The 10,744-nt window shown below is 29.8% G+C and carries 14 protein-coding genes and 3 tRNA genes; 9 read left to right on the plus strand and 8 right to left on the minus strand.

The window, feature by feature from the left end:
- The first annotated feature begins 71 nt into the window (after positions 1-71).
- Complete coding sequence (locus tag C7447_RS13380; RefSeq protein ID WP_148871024.1) at positions 72-1,214, plus strand: response regulator; 1,143 nt, start codon at positions 72-74, stop codon at positions 1,212-1,214.
- Between the two features lie 120 nt (positions 1,215-1,334).
- Complete coding sequence (locus tag C7447_RS13385; RefSeq protein WP_148871025.1) at positions 1,335-1,838, plus strand: glycosyltransferase; 504 nt, start codon at positions 1,335-1,337, stop codon at positions 1,836-1,838.
- 392 nt (positions 1,839-2,230) lie between these two features.
- On the opposite strand, the gene C7447_RS13390 is transcribed toward C7447_RS13385, so the two are convergent.
- From C7447_RS13390 to C7447_RS13400, 3 genes are read right to left on the minus strand one after another with little or no spacing between them, the layout of a single operon-like run.
- Positions 2,231-2,656, minus strand: coding sequence for a DUF2147 domain-containing protein (locus C7447_RS13390; protein ID WP_148871026.1), 426 nt, complete (start codon positions 2,654-2,656; stop codon positions 2,231-2,233).
- Positions 2,657-2,685: 29 nt separating this feature from the next.
- Positions 2,686-3,213: a KdsC family phosphatase gene (locus C7447_RS13395; RefSeq protein ID WP_148871027.1), complete on the minus strand. Its 528-nt coding sequence runs from the start codon at positions 3,211-3,213 to the stop codon at positions 2,686-2,688.
- On the minus strand, positions 3,206-3,952 hold the full coding sequence (locus tag C7447_RS13400; protein ID WP_148871028.1) for a Rossmann-like and DUF2520 domain-containing protein: 747 nt from the start codon (positions 3,950-3,952) through the stop codon (positions 3,206-3,208). Before C7447_RS13400 ends, C7447_RS13395 begins: the two co-directional genes overlap by 8 nt.
- Before the next feature lie 73 nt (positions 3,953-4,025).
- On the opposite strand from C7447_RS13400, the gene bshB1 reads away from it, so the two are divergent.
- Together bshB1 and C7447_RS13410 are read left to right on the plus strand one after the other, a co-directional pair.
- Complete coding sequence (gene bshB1 / locus C7447_RS13405) at positions 4,026-4,742, plus strand: bacillithiol biosynthesis deacetylase BshB1 (protein WP_148871029.1); 717 nt, start codon at positions 4,026-4,028, stop codon at positions 4,740-4,742.
- 56 nt (positions 4,743-4,798) lie between these two features.
- Positions 4,799-4,874: transfer RNA gene (locus C7447_RS13410), tRNA-His, on the plus strand.
- A gap of 118 nt (positions 4,875-4,992) precedes the next feature.
- Here C7447_RS13410 and C7447_RS13415 read toward each other — a convergent pair.
- Positions 4,993-5,901 carry a lysophospholipid acyltransferase family protein gene (locus tag C7447_RS13415; protein ID WP_148871030.1) on the minus strand — a complete coding sequence of 303 codons (909 nt, stop codon included), beginning with the start codon at positions 5,899-5,901 and terminating at the stop codon, positions 4,993-4,995.
- Between the two features lie 98 nt (positions 5,902-5,999).
- On the opposite strand from C7447_RS13415, the gene C7447_RS13420 reads away from it, so the two are divergent.
- Positions 6,000-6,647 (plus strand): rhomboid family intramembrane serine protease, encoded by a 648-nt coding sequence (locus C7447_RS13420; RefSeq protein WP_148871031.1) that lies wholly within the window; start codon positions 6,000-6,002, stop codon positions 6,645-6,647.
- A gap of 35 nt (positions 6,648-6,682) precedes the next feature.
- Here C7447_RS13420 and C7447_RS13425 read toward each other — a convergent pair.
- Both C7447_RS13425 and C7447_RS13430 read right to left on the minus strand, forming a co-directional pair.
- A tRNA-Gly gene (locus C7447_RS13425) sits at positions 6,683-6,755 on the minus strand.
- A gap of 64 nt (positions 6,756-6,819) precedes the next feature.
- The gene (locus C7447_RS13430) at positions 6,820-7,266 is read right to left on the minus strand and encodes a GNAT family N-acetyltransferase (RefSeq protein ID WP_148871032.1); all 447 of its coding nucleotides are present in this window, start codon (positions 7,264-7,266) and stop codon (positions 6,820-6,822) included.
- A gap of 27 nt (positions 7,267-7,293) precedes the next feature.
- Here C7447_RS13430 and C7447_RS13435 point away from each other — a divergent pair, with 27 nt between their 5' ends.
- Together C7447_RS13435 and C7447_RS13440 are read left to right on the plus strand one after the other, a co-directional pair.
- Positions 7,294-7,731 (plus strand): GNAT family N-acetyltransferase, encoded by a 438-nt coding sequence (locus C7447_RS13435; protein ID WP_170246042.1) that lies wholly within the window; start codon positions 7,294-7,296, stop codon positions 7,729-7,731.
- 2 nt (positions 7,732-7,733) lie between these two features.
- A complete protein-coding gene (locus tag C7447_RS13440) occupies positions 7,734-8,627 on the plus strand; it encodes an MBL fold metallo-hydrolase (RefSeq protein WP_148871034.1) in 894 nt (297 codons plus the stop codon).
- 31 nt (positions 8,628-8,658) lie between these two features.
- Here the strand turns inward: C7447_RS13440 and C7447_RS13445 are convergent.
- A tRNA-Met gene (locus C7447_RS13445) sits at positions 8,659-8,732 on the minus strand.
- Between the two features lie 104 nt (positions 8,733-8,836).
- Here C7447_RS13445 and C7447_RS13450 point away from each other — a divergent pair.
- The gene (locus C7447_RS13450; protein WP_148871035.1) at positions 8,837-9,220 is read left to right on the plus strand and encodes an START-like domain-containing protein; all 384 of its coding nucleotides are present in this window, start codon (positions 8,837-8,839) and stop codon (positions 9,218-9,220) included.
- Between the two features lie 105 nt (positions 9,221-9,325).
- The gene (locus C7447_RS13455) at positions 9,326-10,156 is read left to right on the plus strand and encodes an aminotransferase class IV (RefSeq protein ID WP_148871036.1); all 831 of its coding nucleotides are present in this window, start codon (positions 9,326-9,328) and stop codon (positions 10,154-10,156) included.
- On the opposite strand, the gene C7447_RS13460 is transcribed toward C7447_RS13455, so the two are convergent.
- A complete protein-coding gene (locus C7447_RS13460) occupies positions 10,153-10,710 on the minus strand; it encodes a YqgE/AlgH family protein (protein WP_148871037.1) in 558 nt (185 codons plus the stop codon). The two genes, C7447_RS13455 and C7447_RS13460, sit on opposite strands and share 4 nt — an antisense overlap.
- Positions 10,711-10,744 lie beyond the last annotated feature (34 nt).

Raw genomic sequence — 10,744 nt, forward strand, 5'->3', positions numbered from 1 at the left:
AGAAGTGTTTTCGAGCTATTATTGTAGTATTAATTAATAAGATTTGTTTAAAAATCTAAACCCAAATTATTATGAAAATATTAGCCATAGATGATCAACAGCTTATATTACTTTCTTTAGAGAAGAGATTAGTTGATTTAGGATATGAAGTTAAAACCGCTAACACTGGCGAATATGGAATAGAACTTTTTAATTCTTTTAATCCTGATTTGGTTATTGTAGATATTAACATGCCAGAAATGTCAGGTCTTGAAGTTTTAAAATATATTCAAAATACTAATAATTCTAATGTAAAAATAATGGTAATGTCTGGTAATACAGATGAGGATGTTATTGTACAAGGTTTTGAATTAGGTATTGATGATTACATGAAAAAACCTGTTAGTTTAAATGAAGTGGCAGCGAGAGTGAAAAAACTAATAGGAGTAGGAACAATTACAAAAAAAGATGTAGATGTTAATAATGAAGCCAATAGAGTTATTAGAGAGAAATGTATTGGGGTAGTAATACCTTGTTATAATGAAGAAGATAGATTGTTGAGTGAAAAATTCACAAAATTTGTTCATAATAATTTAGGCTATCATTTATGTTTCGTTAATGATGGTAGCACGGACAATACGTTAGAGGTGTTAGAAAATTTAAGTAAGGATAAAGAAGATTACATAAGTGTCTATAATTGCGATAAGAATGGAGGTAAAGCAGAAGCTGTACGATTAGGTATTTTACATTTGGCGAAGAATCCTCAATTAGATTATATAGGGTTTTTAGATGCTGATTTATCAACAGATTTTAAAGATTTTGATGATTTGGTAAAAACGATAGAATCTACAGATTATAAAATTGTTAGTGGATCTAGAATAAGTAGAATGGGGGCGAATATAACAAAAGAGTCTGCGAGACAAATTATTAGTTTGACTATTAATTTTATTATTCAAAAAATCTTAGGAATGAATTTTAAAGACACGCAATGTGGCGCTAAAATTATGGACCGAGAAATTATTAATAATATGTTCCAAGAAAAATTTATAACACGATGGTTATTTGATGTAGAAATTTTTATGAGAATGAAGAATTTTTACGGAGAGAAGGCTAAGCAAATGATATGTGAGCAACCTTTAAAGCGATGGATTCATGCAGATGGGTCTAAACTTTCTATGAAAGACTCTTTTAAAATTTTAGGTCAGCTAGTACAAATTGCTCGTTATTATAAGTAGGTCAAAAACGATTCGTCGATATAGATAAACAGTTAACCTATCCTTAATATTTATTTATCGAATAAAACGAAAATATAAGTAAACAGAAATTATTTTTGATATAACAAAAATCACGATATTATGAGAATCGGAATAATAATCCCCTGTTATAATGAAGAAAAAAGATTAAATATAGATGCATTTGTAAATTTTGTAAAAGAAAAAGAAAACTATCATTTGTGCTTTGTAAATGATGGAAGTAAAGATGATACAATTGTAATCTTAAATCAATTAAAAATTAAAATACCTGACTTAGTAAGTATTGTAGATATGAAAAAGAATAAAGGAAAAACAAGAGCGATAAGGGTGGGTGCTCGTTACTTATTTAATAAACAAAATGTAGATTATATAGGGTACATGAGTGCAGATGCTTTTTCAGATTATGATGATTATGACGAAGCTATTTCTAATTTAGTAGAATCGAATGATTCGGCTAATATTTTTAAATCAATATGTAAAACAGATAATATGAAAAAAGGACTTTTTAAAGAGTTGTATTTAAATATAATGAGAATTATAGATAATACGGTGTCTGAAATTTTTGCGATAGATAAAGAATCTAAATTTAAATTATTGAAAATTTAAGTGTTTTTACACAAATATTTGGGTTTAATAAATGCAGACAATCATAAATTTTACTTGATTGTAAAACTTTCCAAAAAAACAATAAGTTAATTATTTAGTGTGGTAAACCAAAAGCACATATTAGAGTATAGAGTAGAAATATTTAAAGATTAAAATTATGAAAAGATTATTTTTTATAGCAGTAGTTATAGCATCACTTTTACCACCACCTCCGATGTAGGTGTTATTAAATGGTTTAATGTTTAAGCTTAGAACTAGAAATTAGTTAAATGTGTAGATAAATGTGACTTCAAAAATCTTAGACAATTTATTTATAACGTATAAACCAGAATCAAATAAAAAACTCTAACTTTTTAGTTAGAGTTTTTAAAATTAATACAACTTTATCTTTCTTAAGACTTTCTATGCCAGTAAACAGTACGTCCGAAAAGAGCAACACCTAAAAAGCCACGAACCTTTAATTTGTTTTTCCCTTTTAACTCAATAAAACAATCGTAAATTTTACCTTTTTTAGGATCTAAAATTTCTCCGCCAGACCACTCACTACCATCTTTTTGCAAACCTGATAAAATATCCATCCCTAAAATAGGCTTGTTTTTTTTATCTCCTTCACACTTATCGCAAACAGCATCTTTTCTTTCAGGATTGGTAATTTCTACAATTTTAGCAAAAGCTTTTCCACTTTTTTCATATACTTCTATAACGCTGTCGACTTTACCAGTTTCTTCGTCACGATTTTCCCATTTACCAAATATGGTTTGTGCATTTACTGTCATTGTAATTGTAAATACTAATAGAGTAAAAATTAATTTCTTCATTTTATAAAATTTTAGAGGTTTTTGTTAATTTATGCTTCGGCATCGTAAAAATCGCTTTTCCATTTTCCTTGAACACGCATCACTTGTTCAATTACATCACGGGCACAACCTTCTCCGCCTTTTTTATCTGAAATATATTTTGAGATTTGTTGAATTTCTCTTACCGCATCATTTGGGCAACAAGGCATCCCTACTAATCTCATAACGGGTAAATCTGGTATGTCATCACCCATGTATAAAACGTTCTCTGGATTAATTTCGTATTTCTTTATTAATTCGTTAAACTGTTCGATTTTGTTATGTGCATCTAAATAGACATCTGTGAGGCCTAAATTTTGAAGTCGTGTTCTAACTCCTTCATTCTTTCCTCCGGAAATTACACACACACGTAAGCCTGCTTTTATAGCAGATTTTAATGCATATCCATCCTTAATACTCATGTGTCTAATAAGTTGCCCGTCAGGAAAAACAGTCACTACTCCGTTAGTTAATACACCATCTACATCAAATATAAGAGTGTCTATCTGAGTAAAAATTTCTTTATAACTTTTATCCATTTTGGATTGATTGTGTTAATAATTTATAAATTTCTTGTTGGTTTTCGTTCAGCAAATCTAAATGATTTTTAATTGTTTTTTGATCGTTGCGTATTGCTGGTCCTGTTTGTGCTTCTTTAGGCGATAAAAAATCAATCTTAGTAGCAGTTTCCATAATTAAAGGATGTAACACCTCAAAAGGGACATTGTATTCATCACAAATATCGTTCCCAATTTTATACATATGATTTACGAAATTGTTTACAAACACTGCAGCTACATGTAATTGTTGGCGTTGTTGTGAGTTAATATGATATATTTTTTTTCCGATAGTTAAGGCTAATTCTTCTAATAAAGCTAAATCTTTTTTATTTTTAGCTTCTAAACAAAATGGAATTTTCTCAAAATTAACTTCTTTGCTTTTTGAAAAACTCTGCAACAGATAAAAAACTCCTTTTCTTCCTTTGTTTTGTAGTAAATTTAAAGAAACACTACCAGAAGTATGTACCACCAAAGCTTTTTTATTTGTAATCATAGAAGAAACTTCAGGAATAGCATCGTCAGAAACCGAAATAATATATACATCAGCATCTTTTAAGAGTTCTAATTTGTTGGTAATAGAAACACTATTTTTTAAATATGCTATTTTATTAATAGAACGTGCATATACCTGTTTTACATCAACATTATCAGCTTTTAAAAAAGCTTTAGTTATGTGATATGCTACATTTCCGTTACCAATAATTACTACTGAAATCATAAGAGCGAAGATATTGATATTTTATCGCAAAAGAAAAATGGTTTTAGTAAATTCGCTGATATTTATTTTAGATATGAAGTTAGATATTTTAGCCTTTGGTGCGCATCCAGATGATGTTGAATTAGGGTGTGCAGCAACGATAGCCAAAGAGATTTCTTTAGGAAAAAAAGTTGGAATTGTAGATTTAACTCAAGGAGAATTGGGTACACGAGGTTCTGCAGAACTTCGTTTTACTGAAGCAGAAAACGCCAAAGAGATTTTGGGAGTTTCTATACGTGAAAATTTAGGTTTTGCAGATGGATTTTTTACAAACGACAAAGAACATCAATTGGAAATCATTAAAATGATACGCAAATACCAACCAGAAATTGTGTTGTGTAATGCTATTGATGATCGGCATATAGACCATCCAAAAGGAAGTAAATTAGTATCTGACGCCTGTTTTTTAAGTGGATTGGTAAAAGTGGAAACTGAATTAAATGGAGTTTATCAAGAAAGGTGGAGACCAAAACAAGTATTTCACTACATACAATGGAAAAGTATAGAGCCAGATTTTGTAGTTGATGTTACAGGTTTTATGAATAAAAAAATAGCCTCAGTTATGGCATATTCTTCTCAGTTTTACGATCCGAAAAGTAATGAGCCAGAAACACCAATTACTAGTAAAAACTTTACAGATAGTGTTGAATACCGTGCAAAAGACCTAGGAAGATTAATAGGAGTAGAGTATGCAGAAGGTTTTACCTCAGAGCGTTACGTAGGAGTCGAAAATTTAAGCAAATTAATTTAAAAAAATGTTTGTTGAATTTAAATTTTGATGTATATTTGCACCCGCAAGTTACAAATGGTGATTGTAGCTCAGTTGGTTAGAGCATCGGTTTGTGGTACCGAGGGTCGCGGGTTCGAATCCCGTCTTTCACCCAAAAGTCTTTTCAGTATCGGAAAGACTTTTTTTATACTCTTTATTTTGAGGTATAAAATCAAAAAGATACTACTCAATTTTTAAGAACTAAAAACCATTCAATTTGAATGGATTTTTACTATTTAGCTTTAGCTTTTTTATCTAACCACTGTTGATATTTGTTTTTATGTTTAAATCGTTTGTGCGACCATAAATAAAATTCAGGTTGTTTTAGTATGTGTTTCTCAGTAATTTTTAAGTATAATTCTGTTAAATCATAATTTTTAAAACTAGGAGCATCTTCTGTTATAAGTTCGAATTCTGCTTGGTAATAACCTCTTTTCAATTTAGTAACACTCATGTTTACTACTGCAAAATTGTGTTTCTTAGCTAAAATTTCAGCACCAGTATGCACTGGAACAAAATTATTTAAAAAAGTAGCCCAATGTTTAGTTTTATATAGTTGAGGTGATTGGTCGCTTAATAAAATGTATAAACTTTGAATTTTTTCTTTTACTCTTTTTTCAATAGATTTAGTAAAGATTGAAGTGTATACACCATCATAACCAAATTTCATTCGAGAAGATTTAATTACTTTTTCAAAATAAGGATTTTGGATTTTTGTATAAGCACCATAACAAGGAATATCGGTAGATAATGGTAAGCCAAAAGATAATTCCCAGTTGTTGTGATGAGATCCCAATAAAGCAATACTTCTCCCTTTTTTATTTAAATCGTTTATAACGTCAATATTTTTATAAACATATCTTTTTTTAATTTCTTTTTCTGAAATAGAAAATGATTTAATACTTTCAAAAATCAAATCAGTAAAATGTTTAAAGAATTTTTTAGAGATATTTCTTATTTCTTTTTCAGATTTTTCTGGAAAAGCCATTTTTAAATTATCAACCACTATTTTTTTTCGATATCCAAAAACGTAATAAATTAGAAAAAAGAAGAAATCGGATATTACATATAAAATACGTATCGGTAATCTAGAGATTAACCAAATAAAAGGATACGTAAGAGCAAAAACTAAAAATGGCATATATAAAAATTAAGCCACAAATATCGAATTTTAAAATTGAAAACAAACCAAATTTATAGGAGATTTGACTATGTTTGTTGTATAAATGATAATATAAAATGAATCAAATTGTATTAATAATAATTATTGCGAATGTTTTAGTCTCTATAAAAGGGTTTAGTGATGCTGCTTTTTTTGACAAGTATAAATTTCAAATAGGAAATATAAAAGCAGGAGAGAAGTTACGAATGGTAACTTCTGGTTTTTTACATGTAGATTGGTTGCATTTAGGTTTTAATATGTATGCGCTATATCTGTTTGGTAAAATTGTAGCATCAAGTTTTGGGAATGTGAGTTTTTTATTGATCTATTTTGGAAGTCTGCTAATAGGAAGTTTGTATTCTTTTAGTCAGCATAAAAATGAGACCTATTATTCTGCAGTAGGGGCTTCCGGAGCAGTATCAGGAATTGTGTTTTCTGCGATTATTTTGTATCCAGATATGGAACTTATTATGTTGCCAATTCCAATTCCAATTCCAGGTTATATTTTTGGAATAGGATATTTATTATACTCGATTTATGGAATGAAAAACAGGGTAGGTAATATTGGTCATTCTGCGCATTTAGGTGGGGCGATTGGAGGATATCTATTAACCCTATTAATGCGTCCTTCCGTTGTAAGTAATAACACTACAATGATTTTAATTATGGGAGGTATTATTGCAGGGTTACTCTTTTTTGGAGATAAATTACAGTTAAAGAAATAAAAAAATCCGAAACATTTGTTTCGGATTTTTTGTTGAGCGAGAGACCGGGTTCGAACCGGCGACATTCAGCTTGGAAGGCTGACGCTCTACCAACTGAGCTACTCTCGCCTTTGGTATTGCGGTTGCAAATATAAGAGCATTTTTAAAACTTACAATACTTTTTTGTAAAAAATTAATAAAATTTTTTATTCTCACGCATAACTTTCACGAAATGAAATCCATAGATCTCAAAACCTTCGTTATAATAGAATTTGTGAGATTTTCGGTTGCCAGTATAGGTATTTAACTCTATAGCTTCACACCCTTTCGATTTTGTGTATTCGTAAATCCATTTAAAAAATTGATTTCCAATGTTTTTCCCACGATAATCTTCGTTGATTATTACATGGTCAGGTTCTACACTCTTGCCAATGTAGTGTCTAGTTGAATACCATAAACCACTAATGCCTATTAATTTTTCATCATCAAAAACACCAACACATTCATAATTTTGGTAATTTACCATTTCTAAAACACGTTGCTTTAGTAAATCAAGAGGGGTAGTTGTATTTAATTTTTGGAGTAGAGGAATAATTTGTAAAATACCTTCTTTTTCAATCGGTTTAAATTGAATGCTCATTAGTGTAATAATTTTAAGATAAAGATATTGAAATCTATTAAAAATATAACTGCTGAAGAAACTTATTCTATCAGAAAAGAAGTCTTACGAAAAGGAATTGATTTGCCTTACGAATTTAATGGAGATTTCGATAAAGACACATTTCATTTAGGAGCTTATAAAAATGGGGAACTTGTTGGTGTAGTTAGCTTTATGAGGGTGAAATGCGATTCGTTAAAAGGAAATCAATATCAATTAAGAGGAATGGCAACATTGTCTAAAGCAAGAGGTTTAGGTTTTGGAAGGCTTTTAATTAATACAGCGACAAATGAATTAAAAAAAAAGGAGGTGGATTTTATTTGGTGTAATGCGAGAGAAGTGGCTCTTAAATTTTATGAAAACAATGGGTTTAAAATTCTTGGAGATTCGTTTGAAATTGATAAAGTAGGAACTCATTTTAAAATGTATAAAAACCTAAACTTATAACAATGAAAATAATTAAAATTCAGTTATGTGTTTTATTGGTACTAATTACATCATTAACATATAGTCAAAATACAGAAGTAATTATTGAGCCTGTTAAGATTACAGACAACATTTATATGTTAAAAGGGCAAGGAGGAAACATTGGATTGTTTGTGGGAGAGGATGGCGTTTTCATGATTGATGATCAATTTGCAAGACTAACACCTAAAATTTTATCAGCAATAAAAAAAATAACGAATACGCCTGTTAAATATCTAATCAATACACATTGGCATGGAGATCATACAGGAGGAAACGCAAATATGACAAAAGAAGGAACGATAATCGTATCGCATGAAAATGTTAGAAAACGCATGAGTGTTGATAATGTTGTTAGAGGAAAAAAACGTCCAGCTTCTCCAAAAGCTGCACTACCAATAATCACATTTACGAATGATATAATGCTTCATTTAAATGGAGAGGATATTTTGGTGTCTCATGTTCATAATGCACATACTGACGGAGATGCTCATATCTATTTCACCAAAAGTAATGTAATACATATGGGAGACACGTATTTTCAAGGTAAGTTCCCTTATATAGATATCGATAGTGGAGGTAGCATAGATGGTTATATTACTTCTGCAGAAAAAGCCATAAGATTAGCAGATGATGAAACTGTAATTATACCAGGTCATTTAAATCTTTCTAATAAAAAAGAGTTAATTGCTTTTAAAGAGATGCTGGTTATTTTAAGAGATAGAGTTCAAAAAGAGATTGCATCAGGAAAAAGTCTAGAAGAGGTGAAAAACAATAAAAATATTACGAAAGAATTCGAAAAGGACTATAATTGGAGTTTTATAAACGATGAAAAAATAAGAGTAAGTATTTATAAAAGTTTGAAAAAAAGTAAATAAAAAAAGCTCAAACATTTCTGTTTGAGCTTTGTAGCGAAGACGGGATTTGAACCCGTGACCTCAGGGTTATGAATCCTGCGCTCTAACCAACTGAGCTACCTCGCCTGATTGCGGGTGCAAATATAAATCAATTTTAGATTTTAGCAATAAATCTGGGTAATTTTTTTAAAAAAGAATATTTACCTATATTGCCCTTCAAATTAACAGAAATGAGTAAAATAAAATTTGAACTAGAAATTCCTGTTCACGCATCACCAGCAATGTTATATCAATATTTTGCAACTCCTTCAGGATTAGAAGAGTGGTTTGCTGATAAAGTGAATTCTAGAGGAAAATTAATTACATTTTTTTGGGATGATAGTGAAGAGGAGGCAACAATTTTGTCTAAAAAGAGTGATGAACGTGTAAAGTATAAATGGACGGAAAGCGAAGGGGACGATAGTTATTTTGAGTTTAAAATCCAAGTTGATGCTTTAACTAAAGATGTTTCTGTAATTATAACTGATTTTGCTGATGATGAGGAAAGCGCAGAAGAAGCAAAAATGTTATGGGAAAACCAAATTGATGAATTAAAACACGCAATTGGAGCCTAAGCTCAAAATGGTTTATAAAAATAAATAGAAGCTCGACAAATTGTCGAGCTTTTTTATGGATAAACCTTATTGAAATCAGTAAATTTGCTGTCAAATTCTTTATTGATGATAAATTACAACGGAAACTTAATTAATACTTCAGAAGTAAATATTTCTCATGAAAACAGAGCCTTTAAATTTGGAGATGGTGTTTTTGAAACAGTTAAAATTCAAAATAATAAAGTTGTTTTTTGGGAAGATCATTATTTTAGACTAATGGCTTCTATGCGAATGTTGCGAATGAAAATTCCAATGGAGTTTACGTTAGAATTTTTAGAAGAACAAATTTTAAAAGTTGTAGAAACTAATCCTATAAATACTATTTTAAGAGCTAGGTTGTCTATATACAGAAAAGATGGAGGTTTATATACACCTACTACTAATGAAGTAGACTTTATTATAGATGTAAAAACTGTTACTTATCAAACGAAATCTACTTATACAATTGATTTGTATAAAGATTTTTATAACTTTTCAGGTTTATTGTCAACTGTAAAAACAACAAACAGGATGCTAAATACATTAGCTTCTGTTTTTGCGCAAGAGAATGATTTAGATAATTGTATTTTATTAAATGAGCGAAAAAGTGTTGTTGAAGCAACGAATGGAAATATTTTTATTATTAAAGAAAACATAATTAAAACACCAGCGTTGTCTGAAGGATGTATTAAGGGAATTGTTCGAAAAAAAATAATGGAAATTATTGAAAAACATCCTGATTATACCCTTGAGGAAACTTCAATTTCTCCTTTTGAAATTCAGAAAGCTGATGAAGTATTTATTACAAATGCTATTATCGGGATTCAACCAGTTACAAACTATCGTAAAAAAACATTTAGTACATTCATAGGAGAGAAGTTACAAAACAGCTTAAAACTTATATCTATAACATCTTAATTCATCTGAACATCACCCGGTGCATTTGCCCAAATCTTATATTTACCTCCTTTTTGTAGAAGCTTATTTTTCCAGATAGTTTCTTCATCTACAGAAAAAATATTCTCATAATCATTTTTTGAAACAAACCAAGAGTTTGTATCGAGTTCATTATCAAGTTGATCTGTAGACCATCCAGAGTATCCGAGAAAAAAACGAATATCAGTATTCTCTAATTTGTTTTCTGAAAGTAATTCTTTTAACTGATTAAAATTACCGCCCCAGTATATACCCTCGGCAACTTTAATGCTGTCGGTTAATAAATCAGGAACACGATGCACAAAATACAAATTATCCTGCTCCACAGGGCCGCCTTGATATACCGTAAAGTTACAGTCTATATCTGGAATTAAATCACTAAGAATGTATTCTAAAGGTTTGTTCAATATAAAACCAACCGTACTATCTTTAGAGTGCTCGGTAAGTAAAATAATGGAACGTTTAAACGAATCATCATTTAAAATTGATGGCTCTGCAATAAGAAGCCTTCCTTTTTCTGGTTTTAAAGCAACCATATTTCCTCTTTCTTTATGGTACTAAATATAACAA

Source organism: Tenacibaculum adriaticum, from assembly GCF_008124875.1.
In the GTDB taxonomy this organism is placed as follows: domain Bacteria; phylum Bacteroidota; class Bacteroidia; order Flavobacteriales; family Flavobacteriaceae; genus Polaribacter; species Polaribacter adriaticus.